This window comes from Legionella sp. km772 (assembly GCF_003989735.1).
GTDB lineage: Bacteria > Pseudomonadota > Gammaproteobacteria > Legionellales > Legionellaceae > Legionella.
Genome location: NZ_RZGQ01000001.1, coordinates 67,195 through 91,104 on the forward strand (window position 1 = coordinate 67,195; position 23,910 = coordinate 91,104).

Genomic DNA, 23,910 nt, shown 5'->3' on the forward strand with positions numbered 1-23,910 from the left:
AGATGAAAGAATTAAGTGTTTTATTGGCTGCCGTCTTGTTATCAAGCTGTGCCAGCATGCGTTATGGCAATTTCACCCAAATGCCTCAGGGTAAAGATGCTTATCTTGCGGCAGATGCAGCCACTCAATTAACCCGAGTCTATCCCCCTGCTCAAAATACATTTTGTATTGGTCAGGCAGTCAACGATGGCTTTGGCTTAAGTCTTATTCAAAATTTGAGAAAAAAGGGCTATGGCATCAATGAAAATCAATGCCCTAAGAATAAAGCTAATTTTTTCTACGTTCTTGATGAGCTTAAACCTCAAAGTTATCGAGTAAGCCTTTTTGTAGGAATACAAACATTGAGCCGTCTGTATGCAAAAAACAATGAAAATATCATTCCTGTCAGCGCATGGACTCATAAGGAGTAAGAACAATGAATCGAAATAATGATTATTTGTCACTAGACAATTCACCGCAAAAGCTTGAAACCACAGGTGTAAAACGAGTAAATAATGTGCCACTCATGATTGCAATTGGTATTTTAACTCTTTTTGTGGTGCTCATCGCATTGGTTGCCAATAAACGGGCTAATGCGCAAAACCAGCCACAAGAAATAGCAAAGGTTAATAACCCTAAGAAAAATACCATGAGCCTTGCTAATGATGTGGTAGGAAATCATAAAACAGCAGTGATTCCTCCCCAGAGTGACACGATAGCTAATAATGAAGCAGGCCCTTTGCCCATTCTTGAACAACTTCCTCATCAAGAAGCTACTCTGACACAAGAGGTATCTGAAGCTGAAATTGAACGTATTCGTCAGGAAAAAACTCAAGAATTTGAAGAGGCTGTCAAAGCTAAGTCATCCGTAATGGTCGATAACCCACGATTAAATAATCGCGACACTACCAAAACGTCTATGAATAGCAATGAGATGACATTAAACATTGACGCTAACTCAGCGTTTAAAGAGCAGCTCGCATTATTACAAGGAAGACAGGCCAAACCTATGCCACAAACATTAGGTGGTGAGGAAAATGAAATGCGCTGGCATTTAAATTCAACGTTGCAAAACCCAAACAGTCGATACGAACTAAGAACTGGTAGCGTGATTCCAGGGGTAATGATTAGTGGTATTTCTTCAGAATTACCAGGTCAAATCATTGCTCAAGTATCACAAAACGTATATGACACCGCTACTGGAAAATATCTTTTGATACCCCAAGGCACCAAGATATTGGGGTTATATTCCAGCGATGTGCCTTTTGGCCAAAACTCTGTATTAGTGGCTTGGCAACGTCTGGTTTTTCCAGACAGTAAAGCCTTAGATATCGGCTCAATGCCAGGTGCTGATAGTGCTGGATATGCAGGATTTCGCGATGAGGTAGATCATCATTATGCAAGGATTTATGGCTCAGCACTTTTAATGTCAGGCATTATTGCTGGCATTACTTATAGCCAAAATACCAATCAATCCAACCAATTCGGTTACGCTCAGCCCACAGCTGGCAGCGTCATGAGTCAGGCTTTAGGGCAACAATTGGGCGAGGTTACATCGCAACTGGTTTCAAAAAACATGAATGTGTCCCCCACCATCAATGTTCGCCCAGGTTATCGTTTCAATATCATCGTAGTGAAAGATTTAACGTTTAAACAGCCTTATAAACAATTTGCCTATCAATAAAGGAGAGCATTATGAAATTCAAATCCATGATTATTTACTGCTTTGCTTTACCTGTATTCGCGGCTGGTGCACCTGTGTTTGACATTGCGAACTGGATTCAAAATGGAAAAATGATTGCAACTCAGCTAAGCGAGTATAAAACGCAAGTCGATCAATACAAAAATCAGATGGATCAATATCAAAACATGTTAGACAACACCAAATCACTGACTTCCTTTGAATGGGATAATGCCAACTCGGTCATTAATAATTTGCTTGAGTCGACTGATACCATTGATTACTACAAGCAGGAAGCTGGCAGCCTCCAAGGGTATCTTGACCGATTCCAAAGTCAGGAATACTACCAAAAGACCCCCTGTTTTAATGGTAATGGCCAATGCTCTGCTGAAGAACTTAGAAAAATCAAACAAAGCAGATTAGCGGCATCTGTTGCTGAAAAACGCTCCAATGATGCCATGCTCAAAGGGATTGATAAACAACAACAGAGCTTAAAAAATGATTCTGCAAAGCTGCGTACGTTGCAATCTCAAGCACAAAGTGCTGCAGGCCAAAAACAGGCTCTCCAAGCCGCTTCTCAATTAGCAAGTAATCAATCCCATCAATTGCTTCAAATCAGAGGTGTGTTATTGGCGCAACAGAATGCCCAGGCAGTCAAAGATGCGGCGAATGCCAACAAAGAAGCAATACAGACTGCGGGAGATGAGCATTTCAGATCAGGGGCATACCATAAAAGCTCAGGAAAAAAATGGTAATCCATCATAAAAAGGAGAGGAAATGAAAGTTATATGTTTATCAATTTTGGTTCTTACTTGTGTCCTGTCCGGTTGCGACAGTGCTAAAACCACAGCTCAAAAAAAGACCCCACACTTGACTTCTCTATCATGTGACAGTTCAAGAGAGGGTCGAACTAAAGAAGAACTCCAAGCGATTGGCGATGCATGCTTTCGTGGGGGTAGTTATTCCAAAAGTTCTGGCAAAAGGTGGTGATGTTATGAATAAAAAAATAACACCCTATTTTATTCTTTTTTGTTTACTTGGGTTTTCTGCTTGCTGCCATGCTCAAGGGCATGGCATGGATAGCCGTGATTTGCTGGATAATATTTTACAGCGATTTGCCAGCACATCTGCGCTATGGAGCAAAACCATGTTGAGTTATGCCAGATATTTGTTTTGGTCTTTGGCCTTAATTAGTATGGTGTGGACTTACGGATTGATGGCATTGCGAAAAGCAGACATTCAAGAGTTATTAGCTGAAACAGTGCGATTTTTTGTGGTGCTCGGCTTTTTTTATTGGATTTTGGATAATGGACCTGCGCTTGCAAAAGCAATCATAGACTCGATGCGACAACTTGCAGCCAAAGCCTCTGGGATTAATGGGCATGTCTCGCCCTCTACTATTGTAGATGTTGGGTTTGATATAGTTTCAAAAGCCATAGACAGCTCATCCATCTGGTCTCCTGCAGCAACTACAGTGGGATTGCTCGTTGCAGGGGTTATTCTGATTATATTAGCTTTAGTCAGTATCAACATGCTCATTATCTTAATCACCGCGTGGATTTTAACTTATGGTGGCATTGTTTTATTAGGGTTTGGCGGTGGCCGTTGGACACAAGATATTGCTATTAACTACTACAAAACGGTGTTAGGCATTGCATTACAAGCCTTTGCCATGATTTTAATTATTGGTATTGGTAAATCCTTTGTAGATCAATACTACGCTGCAATGTCTGAAAACATCATGCTTAAAGAAATGTTTGTCATGCTGGTAGTTGCCGTACTGTTACTGGTTCTTATCGATAAAATTCCACCTGCACTCGCCGCCATTGTATCAGGAGGTGGTTCTGGTGGTGGCGGTGGGCTCGGTCTGGGTGGTGCTATGGGAGCTGCTGGAATAGCTGGGGCTGCCATGGCGGGGGTTGCAGGTAGTGTACTTGCCCAAAGCGGTGGTGGATTATCTGCACTCAATGCGGCATTTAAAGCAGCCAGCCAATCAACCAACTCTGGCGATACAAGTTCTGTGTCAGGGATGGATAAAGGCTCTAAAACCGGTGGTTTAGCCGAAGCCATGGGAACAGCTGCCAAATTTGCAGGTTCTTTTGGTTCCCATTTAGCATCAGGTACTATGGATGTGGCTCGCGAAAAAGCAAACTCGGTTAAAGAGGCCATTGCTGAAAAAATTGCTGACACAACAGGTGGGAAAATTGCTGAGGCAATTCAGAACAAGGTAGATTCATCTGCTTCTGAATCGCAAGAATCCAACGCACAAAATATTCTGTCTATGGGTACTCCAGGAGGTAGCTTTAGTTCAGGAACTGATACATCAGATGAGGTCAGTCAGTTTGTGAACCAAAGAGCATCTGGAGATAGCCAATGACTCAAAACAAACTGAATAAAGCCATAGGCCCTCAAGTCAGAGAAAAAAATCATGGCAAGGCAAATAAAACGCATACCTGGTTAGTGATTTCTTCTTTTTTAATCAGCATGCAAATTGGCACACAGTTTTTCGCTCATCAATTTCACTATGCGGATGTCCTTGGGACTTCATTCGCCCATATTTATATGCCTTGGCAGATTTTTATTTGGGCGATTAAATATCAATCCTATTACCCAAATTCTTTTAATGCTGCCTTTGGTCTGATTGTCATGATTGACTGTCTCTTTTTAATGATGATCGTGTTGGCTTCCAAATATTTTAAAAAGAACAATGTGAGTGATTACCTCCACGGTTCAGCTAGATGGGCTAATTGGGAGGATTTAAACAATGCAAGCCTCATTGGACATGATGAAGGAGTTTATGTTGGGGCATTTGAAGATGATAAAGGTGAGATTCATTATTTGCGCCACAATGGGCCTGAGCATGTTTTAACCTATGCACCAACACGCTCAGGGAAAGGAGTTGGTCTAGTGATCCCTACCCTTTTATCCTGGAAACAATCCTGCGTCATTACTGATTTAAAAGGCGAACTTTGGGCAATGACTGCTGGATGGCGGCAGAAACATGCTAACAACAAAGTCATACGATTTGAACCTGCAACATTAAAAGGTTCCGCTCGCTGGAATCCCCTGAATGAAATCAGAGTAGGTACGGAATCAGAGGTCGGTGATGTGCAAAATTTGGCAACACTTGTAGTTGATCCCGATGGTAAAGGATTAGAAACGCATTGGCAGAAAACTTCTCAAGCCCTTTTGGTTGGTTTTATTCTGCATGCGATTTATAAACTGAACAACCAGGGAGAACCAGCCACATTTCCCAACATTGACCATATGCTCGTTGATCCCAATATTAATATTGCCGACCTGCTCATTGAAATGACGCAATACCCTCATATTGAGGGCAAAACCCATCCTGTTATTTCAGCCTCTGCGCGTGACATGATAGACCGACCTGAAGAAGAAGCAGGCTCTGTATTATCTACTTTAAAATCTTATTTGGCGTTATACCGAGATCCCGTGGTAGCACATAACGTCTCGTCTTCCGATTTTTGTATTCGAGATTTGATGAACCATGAAAATCCCGTGAGTCTTTATATTGTTACTCAACCTAATGACAAGGCCAGGCTTCAACCTCTGGTTAGAGTCATGATTAATATGATAGTGAGACTATTGGCTGACAAAATGGAATTTGAGCGTGTATCCGATGACAAAGGATTATCTTATGTAAGCGCTAAAAAAACGTATAAACATCGACTGCTTTGCATGATTGATGAATTTCCAAGCCTGGGAAAACTCGATATTCTACAGGAGTCATTAGCCTTTGTTGCAGGTTATGGTTTAAAATTTTACTTAATTTGTCAGGACATTAATCAGCTCAAAAGCCGTGAACGTGGTTATGGCCCTGATGAGACCATCACTTCTAATTGCCACATCCAAAATGCTTATCCACCTAACCGTGTTGAAACGGCAGAACATCTTTCCAAGCTGACAGGCCAAACAACTATTGTTAAAGAACACATCACCACCAGTGGGAAACGCTTTTCTACGTTCTTAAATCAAATATCAAAAACCATTCAGGAAATATCGAGACCTCTTTTAACCGTTGATGAGTGCCTGCGTATGCCTGGGCCTAAAAAAGATTCTAATGGTTTGATTGTTGAAGCAGGCGACATGGTTGTTTACGCAGCAGGCTTCCCTGCCATTTATGGTAAACAGCCGCTTTATTTTAAAGATCTAGTATTCATGGCAAGGGCATCAGTTGAGGCTCCTGTTCACTCAGATATTTTACGTGTTCGTTTAAGTGAGGATGAGGTGATCAGGTTATGAAAAAACTGTCCATCATCATCGCTATTTTTCTGATAAGTACTATTGCTGCAGGCTCATTGTTCTATGCTATGGGCTTTAGGATAAATCTTACTGAGTCCATTCCTATAGGCTTATATCGCATCACCGGTGCAGAGCCGCTAAAAAATGCTTATGTGATTTTTTGCCCAGATGATAGGCGAACATTCAGATTAGCCAAGAACAGAGGTTATATAGACCATGGTCTTTATTGTAATGGATATGGCTATTTAATGAAAAAAGTGGTGGCTGTATCTGGCGATATCCTCTCTGTGACAAATGAAGGAGTTTATGTGAATCAAATGCTAATTCCTTATTCAAAACCAAAATTACAGGATGGAATGAACCGCACTTTACCTCAATGGCAGGTACTAAATTACAAAATTCCAAAAGATGAAATCATGACGATGACCAGTCAAAGCGAATGGTCATTCGATAGTCGATATTATGGTCTTATTCACATAAAACAAATCAAAGGAATGATAACCCCCATATGGGTAATTAATTACTGGAGGAAAGCAACATGACTGATGAAATTGAGTTAATAGATGTGAACCCCGAAAAATATAATAAACGTGTATACTTAACTTTAATAGACCAAAGCTGTAATAATTAATCTAATCGATACTGTTTCTACAGGGAATGATTAACAGGGAAAATGTAATATGAAAGTAATTGAAATCTTCAAAGCGATTGATCACTTAGGTAACAAATATGAAGTTACCGTCACAGCTGGCACAAATATTAGCCCTGATAAAAATAGATTTATAGAAGGGTTAAGAACTTACCGTTTACAAGATAATAGGACTGTTACTCCTATAAAAGGTAAAGATGGTTTTTTTAAAATTACTAATTCAGAATTAGAGATTAAAAGATTATAAGTTTTTCTTTAACAACACTTGTGAATAATTACCTAGAAACCAGCATATGTGGTTAATATTTGTAGATAATTGAAATATAGGAAGCTTGGTGGTGCACGATAAAAACAAAACTGGAATTAGCCAATTAATTGAGCGGATAAATGAATTTTACCATTCGGCTGTTCATACAAAGTCTCCATTTTACCTGGCTTATCCATTTATGGATTTAGTTGGTATTGAAAAACCTATAAAATTCAAACGGTATAAATCTCTATTAAACTCAAGAAACCAAAATATTTATGCAAATACAATAGCTCAAGCAATGAATACGCTTTTGGGTAACTATAAAGAATATTTAGATTTAAGGCAGAAAGACATACAAGTGTTAACAAATAAAGATATAAATGAATACTCGAGTTTAATAGCTCGCAGAATTTGTAACTTGCTTTCATCTTGTTTCTCGTATACCGAATACTGCAAAACTTTACTTCCCCAAATTATAAGCAGCCCAACTTTTAAAGCAATTAAAGAAAAACATATTAATAAAGATAGCTGTGAAACTATTATTTTACAGGAAGTGAGACATTACTCGCAGCACTCAGGAGCCCCTATTCACAAAATTAGTTTTACTGATGGTAATTTTAACGTAATTCTATATTTGGATATGCTAAAAAAAGCCAATTTAGATAAAGAAAAAATACTAGTTTCATATCCTAATGAGTTAATTGATGTTACCCAACTATTACCACAATACATTAAGCAGTTGTATGAACTTCATACAGATATTATCGCCGCTATACAAACAACTATAGATAATAATTATGCTCAAATTTGTACCGCAATCTCTGAAGTACAAGATCTAATACCAAAAGGGAAAGAGCGTTTGTCAGAGATTTTATTAATATCTAAAAGTTGTAGCAAGCATGAAAAACATTTTTTAACTAAATCAAACATGGATGCTTTTAATTACTATGAAAAAGAAAGCGAGATCTATATTTTAAAGTTTTTTGATATCACAAGATAATATACCACTAAACTGAATTAGCTCAGACTTGGAGAGTTTTCATTTCTTCTTTATTCCAAAAACCTTCCATCGCACATGGTTATCAGATTTGAATCCTTTCCGCTCCACGTGATCATGTGCATTATCCGGCAATAGCACTTGACCTCCTCCGGTGAGCTGAACCAGATCGCATTTGGACAAGTTTCGCAAGCTGTCGTGATCTTTGGCTGGCGAGCCTTGTCTAATGCTGAAAGAGTTGGACTTTGTACTCCCCCATCTCTTTCCAGTGGCTGTTCCAGCAGCCTCATGGCCTCTTGAAGTTCTTCCTCGATGGCTATGTCGGTTTGCTCTTGATTGATCATGGGATTTCTCCTGTTTAAAATTTAGTTTTTGACGTTGATTTTCTAAATCCAAATCAACAAAAGTGATTGGCATTTGATATTGAATAACAATCTGCAAGATAATCTTTTTAAATAATGGAGACCCATTCACACAAATACAGTCACCATAGCGCTGCGTTGCCATTTCCAAGGCTCTTTTAAGCGTAGGAATAGACCCGCCTTTAGAAATGATAATTTCTTTTCCATTGTCCCTAATAACACTGTTATCTTTTTTATAAATCTCAGTACCTTCTTTAGTGATAGAATCGATTTGTCCAAAATTTAAAGAAGAAGAAAAAGAAGATCCTGATCCTGATATGGTGTAATCATGCTTATTTTTACGATTACGATAACGCATTGCCGCTAAGGCATCCTGGTCACCACCTTGTGCTTTTTGTTTTAGCCAATCAGCCCAGGTTTTGTTATGATGAGAATCTAATAACTGGTTACGTTCTTTTGAATAATTTTTTCTTATATTCTCAATCTCATTAAGTAGCGTTTTATTTATGTGCTGATAGAGGTACTTTTTCTGTGCTTTAGAAAAATTCATTAACTTCAAAGCCGCTCGTTTAATTCGTCCTCGCTTTTTCGCCTTTTCAATAAGTTTTATTCTGGCCTCACGCAACTTTTTAAGTTTGTCTGAAAAAAAACATTTATTGTGTGATTTTTCGTGTTGATATTTGGCATAGAGATTGGTGCCAAGTACCTTTTTATTTAATGGTTCATAATGATAAACATTTGATGCAGGTCCATCGTCTTCTGGGTAGGATGGTACGAATGAACCTAGCTTGGATTCGAGATTTTTTTTAGAAAAGCTTCTGGAAATTGAACTTGCTTTAACAGCAAGCCCTTGGACATTGCAGAACACAAAACCATTGGATTTAATACGAATTATCAACCCATGTTCTGCCAAAATACTATGAATCTCCTTCCAACTACTGGCAGCCTCGATTTTTTCTTTACAATAGCGTTTCATCCAATTAATTAAGCTTTCAATGCCTGAGTGATGCTCCATATCGTCAGCAAGATTTTCTGAATGGTTTTTATGGGGTTGATGATTGGTTATTTGAAGACCTAATTCAATTTCCAGCTTGGATGCAACCTCAGCAAAAGTCTTATATGCTCTGAAAGGTTCAATCATATTAAAAGTTTGAGGATGAATTTTATTAATCGCAACATGAATATGAAGATTGTCTGTATCATGATGAACAACTGAGATTCTTTGGTGCTCTTTAAATCCAATCGATGATGTCACCGTATCTTCAATTTCCTGTAAAACTTGAGCCGAAGGGTTTTCTCCTAAAGCAAAAGAAATAAGCATGTGATACGTTTTATCTCCAGTCGCTCTTTGGTTTTTAGCTTGCGTAGCCAAAACCTCCTGAACAGCCCAAATGGGATCGATACTGTTACAGTTTGATAACCTGACCTTACCCACTCGCTCCTGTTTGTTTTGTTGATTACATAGGTATTGAACAAGGCCTGAAAAACTACTAAGCCTTGTTTTCTTCATAGGAATATGGCGAATAATCATAGTTTTTTCACCACTTCAAACATCGCATCCTGAGTAGTTTGAATACGAGTTAACAATGTTTTTATTGTTTGAAGGTCAAAGTGTGCAACACGTTTATCTTGAGTCAACCATAGTTTTAACAGTCCACCAAGCCGTCCTAAGTCTCCATTAATCTTGGCTAACTGCAGTATCTGATCCTTATCAACATTACTTTGAATTTGATAGCCGAGACTAATCCTTCTTAAATACTCGGCAATTGAAAGCCCAGCTATTGCTGCATTTGACTTAATCTGATTCTCTTCGGAAGGCAAAACAGGAACGCGAAGATGGCGACCATTTTTTCTGGTGGGTGTTTTAAGCTGATTGTCCATAAGGATGCTGACCTCTTAATTAAGTGGTTATGCAATCCTTTGGGTATTGATTTGACCTTAAAACATAGGGTTTTCGTTGAGCACCGAAGGTGCGAATAAGACTTGTGATGATTGGTAGCCAGCTTGCTGGTTAGCTAACTTCACCTATCTTGCCCTGCGTTTCTAGGTCAGTTTTAAGAATCATATCAGGAATTTTTTGGAATTAGCAATGATTTTTATGGATACTTTTCCTTAAACAAACCAAATAAATCCAGGTTATTCCAAAAAGTTCATTTTATTGATTTAAAAAATCATTTATATATCCCATGTAATTCTTATTAGTTCCAATATATTCTTTTTTCTTGTTCCAAAACTAATTATGATTTAGACTTTTTAAATCAAAAAAATTGACACCAAAGAAGAATGAAAAAACCACTCTCCGAACGCGTAATCCAAAACCAGTCAGAAAAAAAGCACGGTCGAATCAATGCCAAGATTCAATTTATTGCACTGAAAGAAGATATTCGAGAAGCCCTAGATAAGGGATGTTCGATGAAAGCTGTTTGGGAAACTTTATCTGATGAAGGTTATATTTCATTCGGCTATAAAGCATTTAGACATTATGTACTTAAGTTAATTAAATCAACGCAGGAACACACCAGGGATGAGAAACAGAGCAAAAGTAAACCTAAAAATGAAATTAAAGGGTTTACTTTTAATCCAATACCTAACCCGGAGGAACTCTTGTAATGGCCAATGTACATATTACGATGCAAGGCAAAGGTGGTGTCGGCAAATCCTTTGTCTCCGCAACTATCGCTCAATATAAACTCTATAAAGAACAATCACCACTTTGTATTGATACCGATCCGATTAACGCTACTTTTCATGGTTTTAAGTCACTCAAAGTCGAGCGTCTGGATATTATGGAAGGTGATGAAATCAATCCACGCTATTTTGATACATTAATTGAAAAAATTGCAACTGCGCAAAAAGATGTGATTATTGATAATGGGGCCAGCTCTTTCGTACCTTTATCGCATTACCTCATCACCAATGAAGTACCCATTTTATTAAAAGAGCTAAAGCATAACCTCATTATTCATACCGTGATTACTGGTGGTCAGGCCCTGCTCGATACAACACATGGATTTGCTCAACTGGTAAATCAATTTCCAGAAGATGTTCGCTTTGTCGTGTGGCTAAATCCCTATTGGGGCAAAATTGAGAGCGAGGGAAAGTCTTTTGAACAAATGCGGGTATACAAAGAAACAAAAGACCGTATAGCAGCAATAATCAATATTCCCGATCTAAAACAAGAAACCTTCGGCCTGGATCTGTCAAACATGCTTCAACAAAAAATTACATTTAACGAAGCAATCAACTCCCCTGAGCGAAACATTATGACCAGACAACGATTAAAGCTCATACGAGATCAACTATTTAACCAGATTGATAGCACCATGGTGATTTAATGTTAGACAAAATTGATCAAACCATTCAGGATATTGCTGTCCAACATGGTGTAGCGTTGGGGAAAGATGATCCGATTCTCATCTTTCAGACTATAAACAACAGATTACTTGAGGAAAACCGAAAAGCCCAACAGGATCTGCTAGCTCAGTTCAAGGAAGAAATGGAAAACATTTCCTCTCGGTGGAAAGAGGATGCCCAGATAAAGGCAGAAAAAATCCTCAATATAGCGCTATTGAGTACTAAAGAAACTATGGCCAAATTATTGCAAGAATCTACTAGCGAATCAGTTCAAGCTATGAAAAAAATGATTTCAGATTCCCTAGCAGAGACTCGTGATTTAGCACAACAGACCAGGAAATGTAGTTGGGTTACATTACTGTCATCTGCAGCAATTTTGATTGTGTCTTGTTTGTTTATGTTTTTGGAGGCATTTAGTGGATAAAAATTTATCACATATTAATGGTGAAATTGAACGTATTGATACACTCTTTAAAAAAGTAGTGAATCATATTACTCAAGCAAAACAAAATATACAGCGCACTGTCGATACTGAAATGGTCAAAGCATATTGGCTCATAGGTAAAGATATTATTGAAGAAGAACAATTCGGTAAAGAAAGAGCTGGTTATGGAAAAAATGTATTAAAATCATTATCTCAACGTCTTACAACACAGTATCGCCGAGGATTCAGTGTTGATACTTTAGAAAGGGCTAGAAAGTTTTACCTTGTTTATCAGTTAGAGTCAGAACACAATTCCGCAGCACCGTTGCGGAATTTATCTTTAGCTGATGAATCTACAGTTTATTTGCCTGCATTTTCACCCAATTTATCATGGGGACATTATTTATTACTAATTCGCATTAAACGTGAGGATGCTAGGAAATTTTATGAAATTGAAGCTATAAAAAATCACTGGCCAACTAGAGAATTACGTCGCCAAATAGACAGTTTACTGTTTGAAAGACTGATTAAGAGTAAAAATAAAGATGAAGTATTGAAGCTCGCTTATGAAGGACAAGAAGTTACTCAACCAATAGATGCAATTAAAGATCCTATGATTTTAGAGTTTCTGGGACTGCCTGAAGCACATCAACTTATTGAATCAAAAATAGAGCAGGCATTGATTGACAATATGCAGCAATTTTTGCTTGAATTAGGGCGTGGCTTCGCATTTGTTGCCAGACAAAAACGTCTAACTCTAGAAGGCGATCATTTTTATGCCGATCTAGTAATGTATAATATTCCCTTGAAAAGCTATGTCATTATAGACATTAAGACTCGAGCAATAACCCACGCAGACTTAGGTCAGATACAATTATATGTTAATTACTTTGATCAAGAAATTAAAACAGAAACAGACAATCCCACCATAGGGCTTGTCCTTTGTACTAGAAAAAATAATTCCATGGTCAAATACTTGCTTGGTGAGCAGGCAAAAAAGATATTTGCTAGCACCTATCAGTTTCATCTACCATCAGAGGAAGAGTTAGAGGCTGAGCTGGAGAGAGAGTTAAATGAACTTGAACAAAGTAAACTAATAGGGCAATTAAAAAACATAGAGTGAAACAATAAGTGCTTAGTACGTGCAATTTATCATGCCGCTTTGCATGTTGTTACTGATTTAGATACATTAGGAGCAATCCCAATACTAATATGCCTGGCAGCAATACCATCTAATGGCCAAATAAAAATACTCAGTAGATCAGGCCAACTATTTAATGAGGTAATACTCTAGGATAACCCAGATGAATGATCCAAAAATTATTTTAACCACCCCTCGTTTGATATTACGAACTTGGAAACCAAGTGACATCGCCTTAATGGCTGCTATTAATTCTGACCCATTAGTGATGGAATATTTCCCTGCTACTCAAAATATTGTCGCCACACAAGCATCAATTGATTACATCACTCAACATTATAAAAATTATGGCTACGGTGTTTATGCAGTGGAAATAAAAGACACGCATGAGTTTATTGGCTTTGTCGGTCTAGATCACCCCTCATTTGAAATTCCTAACTTTAAACCTATAGGTTTACCTATTGTGGAGATTCTCTGGCGATTATCATCAAGCCATTGGGGTAAAGGATACGCCACTGAAGCAGCTAGCGCTGTTTTACACTATGCCTTTACTGAATTAAATCTCGATGAAATTATTTCATTTGCAGTCGTAGCTAATTTTAAGTCTCGCAGGGTGATGGAAAAAATAGGATTGCATCATTCTGACAAAGATGATTTTGACCATCCAAAACTTGAAGAAAAAAGTCCATTAAGACGACATGTTTTGTACCGACTAACACGCAACTAAGGTACATTTAGAATTTAGGAATTTTTTAAAGTTGAGGAAATCACTTTGCCTACAATTGAAAACAACAAATTTTCCAGTTTTTTTTTGAAAGTCGCCACACCGTATCGATGGTGGTTTTTAGCCATGAGTATGGTAGGTATTTATTCTTCTATCCACAGCGTTATTCAACCTTATGTACTTAAAGTTATTCTAGACCGTGTAACTACCGCCGGAGCAACCTCCTTTATCTCGAAGTGTCTACCACCCGCTTTATTACTAATTACCCTCGGTTGTTTAATCACCCTTGTATGGAGATTTTACAATTATTTAGTGCTCAAATCATTACCAAGAATAAAAGCTGATATTGTAACTATGGCAACAGAGCACTTAAGAAACCAGTCTTATGCCTTTTTTCAAGATAGGATGAGTGGTGATATCAGCGCTAAAATTTCAGATTTAACCAATAATATCCAAAATGTTGTCAATTCATGGTTCAATATCACAAGACAAACCTTAACCATCACCTTATCGATTTTTATGGTAGGGACTGTTAGTTGGTACTTTAGCGCTATTTTTCTTGTTGTATCAGCTGTCTTTATCTATTTATCGTATTATTGTGCAGCAAGCATTAAACCCTATGCACAAGAGTATGCTGCAGCAAAATCGAAATACTCAGGCGCCATCGTTGATTGCTTTAGCAATATTTTAAATGTGTTGCTCTTTGCAAGAGAACATCATGAGGCCAAATATTTAGCACACAACACCAATCTAGCTTTAGAAAAAGAAACTAAAATGCAGGTTAAAAATATGTTCAATGCCTCATTGCTTGGTTTTTTTGCCTGGGTTTTACAAAGCACTTCTATACTATTGCTACTTTATCTTGGTGCCAAAGGTCAAATCACAGCCGGTGATTTTGCTTTTGTATTTATCTTATCCATAACGGTTATTGATCTCATTTGGTATTTAACTGAAAGTTTATTGGTAGTTGGAGAGCAAGCCGGTATTTGTCAGAACGCTCTTGACACCATTTTCACCCCTCACTTACAACCTTTGGTAAATAGTAAACTAAGAATTCAAGAAGGGAACATTGAATTCAAGGAGGTACATTTTAATTATGTTGAAGGTAAAAAAGCCATTATCGATTTTAATCTAACAATAAAAGGTGGAAATAAAATTGGTTTAGTTGGCTTTAGCGGTGCAGGAAAAAGTACCATTGTACAGCTTGTGACCAAGTTATATGATATTGATAAGGGGGATATCTTAATCGATGGGCAAAGCATCAAAGATACTCATAGACAAAGCTTGCGAGAACACATTGCGTTTATCCCTCAAGATCCCTCTCTATTTCATCGTTCTATTTTTGAAAATATTAAATATGGTTGTACAGAAGCCACGCATGATCAAGTCATTAATGCTGCCAAACAAGCCCATGCTCATGAGTTTATAAGCCAAATGCCCCAAGGATACGAAACCTTGGTGGGTGAAAGAGGGGTTAAATTATCTGGCGGGCAAAAACAGAGAATAGCAATTGCTAGAGCTATTTTAAAAAATGCGCCCATTTTAATCTTGGATGAGGCTACTAGTTCGCTAGACTCCATTACTGAAGAGCTCATCAAGCAGTCTCTGAACTTAGCCATGAACAACAGAACAGTTATAGTCATTGCTCATAGGCTTTCAACTCTTCTATCAATGGATACAATTGTGGTTATGGATCAAGGTAAAGTTATAGAGCAAGGTAGTCACAATGAGCTAATTTCTCTGAATGGTTTTTATAAAAATCTCTGGGATGCCCAAAGTGGTCATAGCCTTATTTAAAGTGCTTTGAGCTCATACATTCAAAAATATCCAAGGAGCCCTAGTTTATGGATGTACGTATGATAAAAATTGACCTTCTAAACAACCATCCGCATGCCATACCAACGCTTGCAAATATTTGGCATGAAGTGTTAGGTAAAATATGGATGCCAGGGATTGCTATCGAAGAAATTGAAGCTCTATATTATGAAGAGCTGGAACAGGATATGCCTCTTACCTACATTGCCCTATATGGTGAAATACCTGTAGGGTCATGTACATTGGAATTAGAGGGTGGAATTCGTCCTGATCTAAGCCCCTGGCTTGGCGATTTGGTAGTTGCCCCTCAATATCAAAAACAAGGAATAGGCAAAGCTCTTGTTGACGTTGCAGTCAAAAAAGCAAAAGCACTAGGCTTCCAAAAACTTTACTTATTTACTTTTGATCCTGCTATACCAGAGTATTATGAGCGCCTTGGATGGAAAAATATTGGTATAGATAAATTTAAATCCCATCCCGTAACAGTGATGGAGGTAGGATTATGAAGATAAAAATGCGCCTACGTAATAAGCAATGATTAACAATGATAAATGGGTCAAACTAGCTGAGTGGATGGAAAAACTTAACATCAGTGAAGACTCACTCATCGAAAAATTTATTCTAGGTAGTGGTAAAGGCGGCCAAAAGCTACATAAAACCGCCTCAACTGTCTACTTGAAACATAGTCCATCTGGCATTGAGATAAAATGCCAGGATTCCAGAAGCCGTGAGAACAATCGCTATTTCGCAAGACTACGGTTATGTGAAAAATACCACTCAATTATCAGTGATGAAAAAACCAAAGAGCAACAAAAGATAGAAAAATTAAACCGCCAGAAAAAGCGTCGATCAAGGCGTTCTAAACAGAAAATGCTAGATGAAAAATCAAAGCAAGGTCAACTTAAGATCTTGAGACAAAAACCTACTTCAGTAGAGAGATGATGCAATAAAAAAATACAGTGACGCAAACGTGCCTTGAGTGTGACCGCACTCTGCCGTTCTAGGCAGTTTTAGGCCGTTTTTCAGTGATTTGATGCATCACAAGGCATTGATTTTAAAGGATTTTAAAAGTGAAGTACTTCGCTTCGAACCAAGGTGTCGGGGGTTCGAGTCCCTCCGAGCGCGCCATTTAATCGTTTTAAAATCAAATAGTTAGCTCACTATTTTTAAATTAACCTACTGCCCTAATATCACACTGTGGGGATTTTGTGGGGATAGTGTGGGATCCACCTTGTTTTACTCTCAGAATAGTAAGCTCTTTGCTTTCTCGTCTGCTTTGAATAATTAAATTCGCAGCTTCCAATAAGTTGCTCAACTCGGCCTGAGAATAATGAGTAGTAATCCTGCCAGAACGATGCCCCAACAGATCCTGTCTATCCTCATAACTTACACCAGCTGCTCGAAGCCTTCTTCCAAAAGTGTGTTTTAAATCATGAACTCTTAGATCACTTAGATTTGCTTTTTTACGCGCATTTCGCCAAGCGGTGTTGTTCATGCGTGTAATTGGCTTTCCATTGTAAGAAAACACAAACTCAGAATGAATACCTCTAACCTCCTCAATGACTGCTTTAGCTTCGTCATTAAGAATAACCAGCCGATCTTCCCCATTTTTTACCAGCTGTCTTAACTCTCCATCCCTATTAATATGGCTAGGAATAATAAAGACGCTCGTATTTAAGCTTGAAACATGTTTTTCCCATTCCCAACGTAGCTGACATACTTCTTGCTCTCGGCATCCTGTATTAACTTTAAAACGTGCCATTTGATTTAAATGAACTGGCAACGCTTCTAAGAACCTTGATTGCTCTGACCAAGATAAAGGAAATGGTGCTCGTGCATCTTTAACTGGCAATAATTTAATCTTAGGAGCAACCAGAAGCCACGTTAAACTATTCTCATCAATCCACTCAGTTGCTGCAACGTTTAAAATATGCCGAACTAACTCCAGTGTATTATTAATTGATTTCGTTTTAAGTTTCGCTTCCTGTTTTGCTTTTATAAATGATTGCAACGTTCCTATATGCACTTGCTCCAAGGTCAAATCACCAATAAACGGGCAAATAGACTTTAGGAGTATTGCATCGGTATCAATGCTGGCCTTATGTTGATTTTCATTTAAAAATCGCACAGCAGCTTCTTTAAAACTGCGTTTTGGCCTTACTCCATAAATCGTTGCCTGTCTAATCTCTTCGATCCGCCTGGCTAAGTATTGCTCCGCTTCCTGGAGCGACTTTGTGCCAGTGCTTTCTCGAATGCGATGTCCAAGGACTTGCTTTTCGATATGCCAAACTTGGCCTCTTTTAAATAGTCCTGTTGTTTGTTTACGTCCCATGGCTTTGTACTCCTTTGCTCTTTGCCGCCTGGACGCCCACTACACTGCTTATATTGATCTACCCAAGCATCCAGGTCAAGTCGATCAAACGCTACACCTTGTTTGCCTATAGGAATTTCTATAAGATTAGGTCTTACGAAAGTATTAAATCGATTTCTGTCCATGCCAATATACTTGGGGACATCTTTCAAACGAATAAGCCGAGGTAGTAAAGCGATAGTAGACATATTAAAAACCAAAAAACACGATATGTTGGTTTATTTAAACATATCGTGTTTTTTGGTTCAATTGTTTTTCTTTAATTTTTTGAAAAATAATTTATTTGGAATACTTACTATTCCTCATTGTCCCACTGTAATGCAAACTCGTGTAACTTATTTTGCAATACCGCTTTACTGATTAACTTGGTTTCATACTCTGCAATTAACGTTGGAGAAGCATGTCTATTCATTGCATATTTAACAACCTCCTCATCCTTCGTTTTGCAAATTAATATACCAATCGTTGGATTTTCATGTGCTTTCTTTATGTTTTTATCCAATACTTCTAAATAAAATTGTAATTGTCCTAAATGCGAAGGACTAAATTCGGTGCACTTTAATTCTATTGCAATCATACAGTTAAGTGCGCGATGAAAAAGCAATAAATCCACACGAAAGTCTTTCATTCCTACTTGCAAAGGGTATTCCTCTCCCATCAAACTAAAATCTGGACCAAGTTCAAGTAGAAATTTTTTTAGGTTTGCGACCAAGGCTCGTCTTAAATCTTTTTCTTTGTGATCGTCAGGTAAATTTAAAAACTCAAAAACATAACTGTCTTTAAACTTCCCCTTGCTATCAGGTAATTCTGTCAGCACTGCTGACAGTTTTTGATCGGCAAGCACTGTTCTTTCAAATGTTCCGACGTTTATTAACCTTGAGAAATCGCGCTCAGAGTAATGATGTTTGGCAGCTAAATGCAGATAAAACTTTTTTTCTTCCATAGACTTTGTTTTAGACAAAATGTGCAAATGATTTGTCCACGTAATTTCTGTCAGCACTGCCGACAGTTCTGTATTCTCATGATAAGTCTCGTAAAATTGCTTCATTCTCCATATGTTACGCGCTGAAAACCCCTTAATTATTGTCCGATAGACCAATATAACTGAATAAGAGTTTTATTGACTTGTAGCCAAACTCTGGATTTAGCCTCAGTAATCATTTGATGCACTTTAGCAAAGTCTACCTGGTTATTTCCTTTTAATTCTTTGGCCACTTATAAAATTCCTAAAAAATTATCAAATTGACATACTTAATACATCTGTTGGATGAGAGAACAAGCTACCTTCACAAACTACTTTCGCACTATGCTTTTCGTATAATCGATTTAAATTAGGCTTTAGCGTATCTAGCAAAATCAAATCTGAACCTGCCGTAGCCGCTAGTCGTTTCGCTTCTTCAATAATTTGTTTGCCAAACCCTAACCCCCGATATTTTTTATCTACATAGACATACATCAGTTCACGTGCACTTAACCCACGCGAGTTAGGAAACTCATGTTCTAATAGAGCAAACATCGCTACAGGCTGTCCTGCATAAGTACCAATATACACATCACGGCTAAGCGTATGCATCACGCCTTCCCGATATTCTACCCCTTTATTTCGTATATATCCCCACTCATCTTCAGCCCATTTGGCTGCAAGGGGAATATATTCCATACAATCACTTAATCGTGTAAAAGTAAGTTTGTGCTTTGCTAAAGCGGAACTAAACAATAACATTACAAATACCTCATTTTAATAGGCGAAAGCAGATTCCAAACGTATCAATTTTCTTCGGCCTTGTTCACAAATCATTATGGAGCCTAATCCTATGATTGCCCCAAACATATAATACCAAGCAGGTGAAATAAAATTATTGGTTGTATTTACCAGCCACATCATCACTATAGGTGTTGTACCGCCAAACAATGAAATACCTACATTAAAAGCAACTCCAAACCCACTATAACGATATTGATGAGGAAATAGAGAAACCATATAGGCATTGAGTGGTGCGTAAGTAATAGCAATCAAAATAGACATGAAAACTAATCCCATAGCGATCAAAACTACGTTTCCGGTGGCAAGTAGAATAAAAATGGGAATACTCAAAAGAAATATGCCCACCATACCCAATCGAACTACTTTTAATAGCCCGATTTTGTCTGCTAACAAAGCAGTAAATGGTTCAAGTGTGGCATCAACTGCTAAAGCTATGGTGATAATTAATGTTGCTAAACCAAGTGAAATATGAAAATAACTATGCAGGTATGTAGCAGTAAACACATAGGTTCCGAAAGTCATGATACTCACCAACCATGCTATCCCTATAATACCAGCTACTGCCAGAGGCGCTTCTTTTAGCGCCGCCAGAAAAGGCAAGCGTCGTTTCTCATATTGAGCAATATGTGCATACTCAGGTGTTTCAGTAACATGAGTTCGTAAATAAAAAATTAAAATGCCCGCAATCAAAGCCAATCCAAAACCGATTCGCCATCCCCAGTCTGGCATAAATGAAGCAGTAAAGAATGAAGCTGCCAGGCCAGCCATTATCAAACCAGCACTGTAAGCTGAGCTGGTTAAACAACCATAAAATGCTTTGTTTTCAGGCTTAGCATGTTCAACAAGAAAAATAGCAGATCCAGTAAATTCACTACTTGCGACAAAACCTTGAATAACCCTTAACAAAGTAATAAGAAGAGGGGCTGCAATTCCAATATATTGGTAAGAAGGAACAACGCTTATTAGAGCTGTAGGAATAGCCATAGCTAGAATACTGAGAGTTAAAGCACGTTTTCTTCCGAACTGATCACCAATATAGCCAAAAAATAGTGAACCTATTGGGGCTAATAAGTAACCAACAGCAAATACACCAAAAGCACTTAAAAGCGAAGCAAATTGATTGTCGTTAGGAAAATAAGTCGCTGCAATAATTGGCGCGAAATAGCCAAACAGCGCAAAGTCATACCATTGTAATGCAGTGCCAGAAACGCCAGCGAATAATGCTTTACTCGAAGAGGATATGTTCATCAGCAACTCCTATGCTCAACAAGTTATTAATACCCATTTGGTCACACTTAAAAATTTGCCAATCTAATAAAGCGACCCCACCAATTTTTTTATAAAAATGCCTGGCTTCTCGGTTATTTCGAGATACCCACCACTCTATTCTTGAACAGTCATGAGCAGCTGCTTTACATGCAACATACTTGAATAAAGCACATCCAACTCCTTGACGCCTATACTTAGGAGAAACATATAAATTCTCAATATAAATTCCCCGCGTTACATTGACACAAATGTTATTTTGGGTGTAATTAAACATCACCAAGCCACAAATTTCTTCTTCCACCAAAGCTACACCGATGAAATGGTTAGGCTCATCACAAAAAAGAAGTTCACCAAGCTGTGATTCCGTTATTTTAATTTTATCCAGAATGTTCTCATACTTTGCCAGCTCCAGGATTATTGCATAAATTTGATTCAAATGCTCGAATTTTGCTTGAATTATTGTCACCATAGGATATCTTAATAAGGGTTGTAAATAATGTGATCATAAACTATGAACAAGGATATAGTACTCATTCCTGGAGCATTGGCAACTCCAAAGCTCTGGAAGCAACAAGAACTTTTTCTTCAGCAGGACAAAAAATTAAGGTACGTTGATGTGCTTGACAGCGATTCTATTGAAGAAATAGCTAATCGTTTCATTCCACATGCCCCTAAAAAATTTACTTTAATTGGATTTTCGATGGGGGGTTATATTGCCCTTGAATTGTACCGGCATATTCCAAATAGCATAGAGAAACTTGTTTTAATTAATTCTGCGGCCAAATTAGTATCTGAAAAAGGTCGATTAGAGCGTGAACGCTCACTTGATTTAATGAGTAAAGGAAAATTTGATTTCTTAATCAAGCTTATCTTTAAAAATTCAATTTTTGATAAACAAAAGCATAAGGAGCTATTGCCTCTAGCCCAAGAAATGGCAATGGAGGTTGGGGTTGAGAATTATAAAAATCAACTCAACGCCATTTTAAATAAACCAAATCATTCAACTTTATTACCTTTAATTGAATGTCCGACACTATTAATAGCCAGTAAAGAGGATAATGTCATGCCTCCTGAGCGTTCAGAGCATATGGCAAAGAATATAAAACACTCCAAACTCATTTATATTGAGCAATGTGGCCACATGGCTATGTTGGAGCAACCGGAAAAAATGAACCAAATATTAAACGATTGGCTGTAAGTACTACTGCTGTTACAGGTGTAGCAATGCATAGCGTTGATGAAGATGGAACTATTTGTGTTAACTTAAATGATTATAATGAGTTATCAGACTCAATTCGGTTTCGTGCTAAAATTGATCACTTAACTGAGAAATTAAATTGCCCAAAAGAAATATCTAATTTTTCCATTTCAATGCTTTTTCACGGCGGTCAACGATATTACATTTCCAATCTATATCTTTGGGCTATTCCGTATAGAACTGAAGGATTGTATCGTGGAGATGTTGATCACGACCGCAGTATTTATAATGGCAAAGAGTTTTTTATTCAGCGAGATATAAAGTATGATGCGATGCAAATTCCCATTATTCAAATATTGGAAGCCCGTTACAGATTAAGCACCACATTCGCTATGATTCGTCAATGCGATGAATGTGATTTAATTGTAGAGGCTTATCATTCTGAAAAAATAGCAGATCCCCAAAAGCTTTACTACCAAGTCAGAGATCCGTTTGAACAATTTATATGCCTTTTTTTGGATGCGATGTTGCCTGAAATAAAAACGGCTCTACCAAATCAAAAATGGTTAGCGCTGTTTAATGATCAAGAGTTCAGAAACAATGTAATTATGCGAAAAGCAGTTAAAAAAACACTATCCCAACTCACACCAAGAGAACTGCAATGCTTAACTATGATTTCCAAGGGTATGACTATAAAAAAAATCTCTGAATATCTCCATCTATCCAGTGAAACAGTAAATACCCATGCCAAATCAATACGAACTAAAATGAACTGCGCTAATATTACCGAAGCGGTCTCAAAAGCATTTCGTTTAGGACTATTATCGTAAAATACCCAAATTTGGGGATAGGATATCTTGCTGAACATTTTATACTCCATCATGTTGTCATAATATTTACACGGAGTTGTAACATGGGATGTATTTTAGAATTTAACGATGGCTTTCGATTTGATTTTGCTCAAAATAAATGTAAGCAGAAACTATGGATTGATATTTTACTACGATTTAGCAAGTCAAATATCGAACATTTAGCACACATTCTTGACGTGCCAGTTAAAACGTTAGTTCAAGTTCACCAGGGAAAATCTTACCTAGAAGATGAAGCAGCTAAATGTTTGGGTCAGTTGTTCTTAGTCACATTTTGTGACTAAGAATTATCCTGAAATGCTGCTTAAAACCTTTATCGTTTAAATTTAAGAAAATGAACTTATTTTTTACAGGGGATGTTGTTCCAATATTTAACTAATTAAGTACTGTGCTCTCATTGCACTTAGTAAAAATTATTAAGCAGCTATGATAAAATCCTTGCTTACTTAAAATAGTTTTATACACATGATGCATGTACAAAATAGCTCTCAGCTTAGACCAAATATTAAAAGGATCATGATTATCGGCAGACCTGGGAGTGGAAAGTCAACTTTCTCTGTTCAGCTGCAAAAGAAATTGAATCTCCCGTTATTTCATTTGGATAAATATTTTTTTGAAAAAAACTGGGTCGAACGTGATTATCAAGAATTTTTATCCTCACAAAAGGAAATGATTTCCTTAGCTAGGTCCGGGGATCTGGAACAAAATTCAGGAAAAATAAGAGCTATTCCCGGTTTGTTAGTTCATTCACCTTACTCTCAGAATGGCTTATCCACAAGTCCATAGGCCAGGAGAGCTT

General features: G+C 37.6%; 29 protein-coding genes. 21 read left to right on the forward strand and 8 right to left on the reverse strand.

Annotation, left to right across the window (positions count from 1 at the left end; genetic code table 11):
* Nucleotides 1–2 precede the first annotated feature (2 nt).
* From ELY15_RS00385 to ELY15_RS00425, 9 genes are all read left to right on the forward strand, one after another.
* Entirely contained in the window at nt 3–410 is a 408-nt protein-coding gene (locus tag ELY15_RS00385; RefSeq protein ID WP_127097674.1) for a conjugal transfer protein TrbH, read from the forward strand.
* Between the two features lie 5 nt (nt 411–415).
* Nucleotides 416–1,663: a TrbI/VirB10 family protein gene (locus tag ELY15_RS00390; RefSeq protein WP_127097675.1), complete on the forward strand. Its 1,248-nt coding sequence runs from the start codon at nt 416–418 to the stop codon at nt 1,661–1,663.
* An 11-nt stretch (nt 1,664–1,674) separates the two neighbouring features.
* On the forward strand, nt 1,675–2,415 hold the full coding sequence (gene trbJ, locus ELY15_RS00395) for a P-type conjugative transfer protein TrbJ (RefSeq protein WP_127097676.1): 741 nt from the start codon (nt 1,675–1,677) through the stop codon (nt 2,413–2,415).
* Nucleotides 2,416–2,437: 22 nt separating this feature from the next.
* A complete protein-coding gene (locus ELY15_RS00400; RefSeq protein WP_127097677.1) occupies nt 2,438–2,650 on the forward strand; it encodes a hypothetical protein in 213 nt (70 codons plus the stop codon).
* A gap of 4 nt (nt 2,651–2,654) precedes the next feature.
* Nucleotides 2,655–4,037 carry a P-type conjugative transfer protein TrbL gene (trbL, locus tag ELY15_RS00405; protein ID WP_127097678.1) on the forward strand — a complete coding sequence of 461 codons (1,383 nt, stop codon included), beginning with the start codon at nt 2,655–2,657 and terminating at the stop codon, nt 4,035–4,037.
* Nucleotides 4,034–5,923 (forward strand): type IV secretory system conjugative DNA transfer family protein, encoded by a 1,890-nt coding sequence (locus ELY15_RS00410; RefSeq protein ID WP_127097679.1) that lies wholly within the window; start codon nt 4,034–4,036, stop codon nt 5,921–5,923. Before trbL ends, ELY15_RS00410 begins: the two co-directional genes overlap by 4 nt.
* Nucleotides 5,920–6,465, forward strand: coding sequence for a conjugative transfer signal peptidase TraF (traF, locus tag ELY15_RS00415; protein WP_127097680.1), 546 nt, complete (start codon nt 5,920–5,922; stop codon nt 6,463–6,465). Before ELY15_RS00410 ends, traF begins: the two co-directional genes overlap by 4 nt.
* 138 nt (nt 6,466–6,603) lie before the next feature.
* Entirely contained in the window at nt 6,604–6,819 is a 216-nt protein-coding gene (locus ELY15_RS00420) for a hypothetical protein (protein WP_127097681.1), read from the forward strand.
* Between the two features lie 91 nt (nt 6,820–6,910).
* Nucleotides 6,911–7,822, forward strand: coding sequence for a hypothetical protein (locus tag ELY15_RS00425; protein WP_233586442.1), 912 nt, complete (start codon nt 6,911–6,913; stop codon nt 7,820–7,822).
* Nucleotides 7,823–7,861: 39 nt separating this feature from the next.
* Here the strand turns inward: ELY15_RS00425 and traI are convergent, their stop codons facing one another.
* Together traI and traJ are read right to left on the reverse strand one after the other, a co-directional pair.
* Complete coding sequence (traI, locus tag ELY15_RS00430) at nt 7,862–9,712, reverse strand: TraI/MobA(P) family conjugative relaxase (protein WP_127097683.1); 1,851 nt, start codon at nt 9,710–9,712, stop codon at nt 7,862–7,864.
* A complete protein-coding gene (gene traJ / locus ELY15_RS00435; protein ID WP_127097684.1) occupies nt 9,709–10,062 on the reverse strand; it encodes a conjugal transfer transcriptional regulator TraJ in 354 nt (117 codons plus the stop codon). Before traJ ends, traI begins: the two co-directional genes overlap by 4 nt.
* 402 nt (nt 10,063–10,464) lie before the next feature.
* Between traJ and ELY15_RS00440 the strand changes: the two genes are divergently transcribed.
* From ELY15_RS00440 to ELY15_RS00475, 8 genes are all read left to right on the forward strand, one after another.
* Nucleotides 10,465–10,791 (forward strand): TraK family protein, encoded by a 327-nt coding sequence (locus ELY15_RS00440; RefSeq protein ID WP_127097685.1) that lies wholly within the window; start codon nt 10,465–10,467, stop codon nt 10,789–10,791.
* Nucleotides 10,791–11,516 carry a conjugal transfer protein TraL gene (locus tag ELY15_RS00445; protein ID WP_127097686.1) on the forward strand — a complete coding sequence of 242 codons (726 nt, stop codon included), beginning with the start codon at nt 10,791–10,793 and terminating at the stop codon, nt 11,514–11,516. Before ELY15_RS00440 ends, ELY15_RS00445 begins: the two co-directional genes overlap by 1 nt.
* Nucleotides 11,516–11,959 (forward strand): conjugal transfer protein TraM, encoded by a 444-nt coding sequence (locus ELY15_RS00450; RefSeq protein ID WP_127097687.1) that lies wholly within the window; start codon nt 11,516–11,518, stop codon nt 11,957–11,959. The genes ELY15_RS00445 and ELY15_RS00450 overlap by 1 nt, the downstream gene beginning before the upstream one ends.
* A complete protein-coding gene (locus ELY15_RS00455) occupies nt 11,952–13,082 on the forward strand; it encodes a YhcG family protein (RefSeq protein WP_199744131.1) in 1,131 nt (376 codons plus the stop codon). Before ELY15_RS00450 ends, ELY15_RS00455 begins: the two co-directional genes overlap by 8 nt.
* 181 nt (nt 13,083–13,263) lie before the next feature.
* On the forward strand, nt 13,264–13,827 hold the full coding sequence (locus ELY15_RS00460) for a GNAT family N-acetyltransferase (RefSeq protein ID WP_127097688.1): 564 nt from the start codon (nt 13,264–13,266) through the stop codon (nt 13,825–13,827).
* 45 nt (nt 13,828–13,872) lie between these two features.
* A complete protein-coding gene (locus tag ELY15_RS00465) occupies nt 13,873–15,621 on the forward strand; it encodes an ABC transporter ATP-binding protein (RefSeq protein WP_127097689.1) in 1,749 nt (582 codons plus the stop codon).
* A gap of 59 nt (nt 15,622–15,680) precedes the next feature.
* Complete coding sequence (locus ELY15_RS00470) at nt 15,681–16,145, forward strand: GNAT family N-acetyltransferase (protein ID WP_127097707.1); 465 nt, start codon at nt 15,681–15,683, stop codon at nt 16,143–16,145.
* Between the two features lie 28 nt (nt 16,146–16,173).
* Nucleotides 16,174–16,581 (forward strand): peptide chain release factor-like protein, encoded by a 408-nt coding sequence (locus ELY15_RS00475; protein ID WP_127097690.1) that lies wholly within the window; start codon nt 16,174–16,176, stop codon nt 16,579–16,581.
* A 229-nt stretch (nt 16,582–16,810) separates the two neighbouring features.
* On the opposite strand, the gene ELY15_RS00480 is transcribed toward ELY15_RS00475, so the two are convergent.
* The 6 genes from ELY15_RS00480 to ELY15_RS00505 form a co-directional block, all read right to left on the reverse strand.
* Entirely contained in the window at nt 16,811–17,971 is a 1,161-nt protein-coding gene (locus tag ELY15_RS00480) for a site-specific integrase (protein WP_127097691.1), read from the reverse strand.
* Between the two features lie 334 nt (nt 17,972–18,305).
* Nucleotides 18,306–19,058 (reverse strand): YhcG family protein, encoded by a 753-nt coding sequence (locus ELY15_RS00490; RefSeq protein WP_233586443.1) that lies wholly within the window; start codon nt 19,056–19,058, stop codon nt 18,306–18,308.
* Nucleotides 19,059–19,090: 32 nt separating this feature from the next.
* Nucleotides 19,091–19,225 carry a hypothetical protein gene (locus ELY15_RS16510; RefSeq protein WP_255411052.1) on the reverse strand — a complete coding sequence of 45 codons (135 nt, stop codon included), beginning with the start codon at nt 19,223–19,225 and terminating at the stop codon, nt 19,091–19,093.
* 22 nt (nt 19,226–19,247) lie between these two features.
* On the reverse strand, nt 19,248–19,733 hold the full coding sequence (locus ELY15_RS00495) for a GNAT family N-acetyltransferase (RefSeq protein WP_127097692.1): 486 nt from the start codon (nt 19,731–19,733) through the stop codon (nt 19,248–19,250).
* A gap of 15 nt (nt 19,734–19,748) precedes the next feature.
* On the reverse strand, nt 19,749–21,023 hold the full coding sequence (locus ELY15_RS00500; protein WP_127097693.1) for an MFS transporter: 1,275 nt from the start codon (nt 21,021–21,023) through the stop codon (nt 19,749–19,751).
* Nucleotides 21,001–21,513 (reverse strand): GNAT family N-acetyltransferase, encoded by a 513-nt coding sequence (locus tag ELY15_RS00505; RefSeq protein WP_127097694.1) that lies wholly within the window; start codon nt 21,511–21,513, stop codon nt 21,001–21,003. The genes ELY15_RS00500 and ELY15_RS00505 overlap by 23 nt, the downstream gene beginning before the upstream one ends.
* A 42-nt stretch (nt 21,514–21,555) precedes the next feature.
* Between ELY15_RS00505 and ELY15_RS00510 the strand changes: the two genes are divergently transcribed.
* The 4 genes from ELY15_RS00510 (at nt 21,556) to ELY15_RS16010 (ending at nt 23,897) form a co-directional block, all read left to right on the forward strand.
* Nucleotides 21,556–22,242, forward strand: coding sequence for an alpha/beta fold hydrolase (locus ELY15_RS00510; RefSeq protein ID WP_127097695.1), 687 nt, complete (start codon nt 21,556–21,558; stop codon nt 22,240–22,242).
* Nucleotides 22,176–23,072 (forward strand): helix-turn-helix transcriptional regulator, encoded by an 897-nt coding sequence (locus tag ELY15_RS00515; protein WP_233586444.1) that lies wholly within the window; start codon nt 22,176–22,178, stop codon nt 23,070–23,072. Before ELY15_RS00510 ends, ELY15_RS00515 begins: the two co-directional genes overlap by 67 nt.
* Before the next feature lie 83 nt (nt 23,073–23,155).
* The gene (locus tag ELY15_RS00520; RefSeq protein WP_127097696.1) at nt 23,156–23,395 is read left to right on the forward strand and encodes a hypothetical protein; all 240 of its coding nucleotides are present in this window, start codon (nt 23,156–23,158) and stop codon (nt 23,393–23,395) included.
* 232 nt (nt 23,396–23,627) lie between these two features.
* Nucleotides 23,628–23,897 (forward strand): hypothetical protein, encoded by a 270-nt coding sequence (locus ELY15_RS16010; RefSeq protein ID WP_158617391.1) that lies wholly within the window; start codon nt 23,628–23,630, stop codon nt 23,895–23,897.
* Nucleotides 23,898–23,910 lie beyond the last annotated feature (13 nt).

Bases quoted from the DNA above. Each gene is read 5' to 3' on its own strand.
- ELY15_RS00520 (WP_127097696.1), top strand. From the start codon at position 23,156: ATGGGATGTATTTTAGAATTTAACGATGGCTTTCGATTTGATTTTGCT.
- ELY15_RS00470 (WP_127097707.1), top strand. From the start codon at position 15,681: ATGATAAAAATTGACCTTCTAAACAACCATCCGCATGCCATACCAACG.
- ELY15_RS00495 (WP_127097692.1), bottom strand. From the start codon at position 19,733: ATGTTATTGTTTAGTTCCGCTTTAGCAAAGCACAAACTTACTTTTACA.
- ELY15_RS00505 (WP_127097694.1), bottom strand. From the start codon at position 21,513: ATGGTGACAATAATTCAAGCAAAATTCGAGCATTTGAATCAAATTTAT.
- ELY15_RS00385 (WP_127097674.1), top strand. From the start codon at position 3: ATGAAAGAATTAAGTGTTTTATTGGCTGCCGTCTTGTTATCAAGCTGT.
- traF (WP_127097680.1), top strand. From the start codon at position 5,920: ATGAAAAAACTGTCCATCATCATCGCTATTTTTCTGATAAGTACTATT.
- ELY15_RS00440 (WP_127097685.1), top strand. From the start codon at position 10,465: ATGAAAAAACCACTCTCCGAACGCGTAATCCAAAACCAGTCAGAAAAA.
- traJ (WP_127097684.1), bottom strand. From the start codon at position 10,062: ATGGACAATCAGCTTAAAACACCCACCAGAAAAAATGGTCGCCATCTT.
- ELY15_RS00475 (WP_127097690.1), top strand. From the start codon at position 16,174: ATGATTAACAATGATAAATGGGTCAAACTAGCTGAGTGGATGGAAAAA.
- ELY15_RS16010 (WP_158617391.1), top strand. From the start codon at position 23,628: ATGATTATCGGCAGACCTGGGAGTGGAAAGTCAACTTTCTCTGTTCAG.
- trbL (WP_127097678.1), top strand. From the start codon at position 2,655: ATGAATAAAAAAATAACACCCTATTTTATTCTTTTTTGTTTACTTGGG.
- ELY15_RS00480 (WP_127097691.1), bottom strand. From the start codon at position 17,971: ATGGGACGTAAACAAACAACAGGACTATTTAAAAGAGGCCAAGTTTGG.
- ELY15_RS00450 (WP_127097687.1), top strand. From the start codon at position 11,516: ATGTTAGACAAAATTGATCAAACCATTCAGGATATTGCTGTCCAACAT.
- trbJ (WP_127097676.1), top strand. From the start codon at position 1,675: ATGAAATTCAAATCCATGATTATTTACTGCTTTGCTTTACCTGTATTC.
- ELY15_RS00460 (WP_127097688.1), top strand. From the start codon at position 13,264: ATGAATGATCCAAAAATTATTTTAACCACCCCTCGTTTGATATTACGA.
- ELY15_RS00500 (WP_127097693.1), bottom strand. From the start codon at position 21,023: ATGAACATATCCTCTTCGAGTAAAGCATTATTCGCTGGCGTTTCTGGC.
- ELY15_RS00410 (WP_127097679.1), top strand. From the start codon at position 4,034: ATGACTCAAAACAAACTGAATAAAGCCATAGGCCCTCAAGTCAGAGAA.
- ELY15_RS00390 (WP_127097675.1), top strand. From the start codon at position 416: ATGAATCGAAATAATGATTATTTGTCACTAGACAATTCACCGCAAAAG.
- ELY15_RS00420 (WP_127097681.1), top strand. From the start codon at position 6,604: ATGAAAGTAATTGAAATCTTCAAAGCGATTGATCACTTAGGTAACAAA.
- ELY15_RS00510 (WP_127097695.1), top strand. From the start codon at position 21,556: ATGAACAAGGATATAGTACTCATTCCTGGAGCATTGGCAACTCCAAAG.
- traI (WP_127097683.1), bottom strand. From the start codon at position 9,712: ATGATTATTCGCCATATTCCTATGAAGAAAACAAGGCTTAGTAGTTTT.
- ELY15_RS00490 (WP_233586443.1), bottom strand. From the start codon at position 19,058: ATGAAGCAATTTTACGAGACTTATCATGAGAATACAGAACTGTCGGCA.
- ELY15_RS00515 (WP_233586444.1), top strand. From the start codon at position 22,176: ATGTGGCCACATGGCTATGTTGGAGCAACCGGAAAAAATGAACCAAAT.
- ELY15_RS00445 (WP_127097686.1), top strand. From the start codon at position 10,791: ATGGCCAATGTACATATTACGATGCAAGGCAAAGGTGGTGTCGGCAAA.
- ELY15_RS00400 (WP_127097677.1), top strand. From the start codon at position 2,438: ATGAAAGTTATATGTTTATCAATTTTGGTTCTTACTTGTGTCCTGTCC.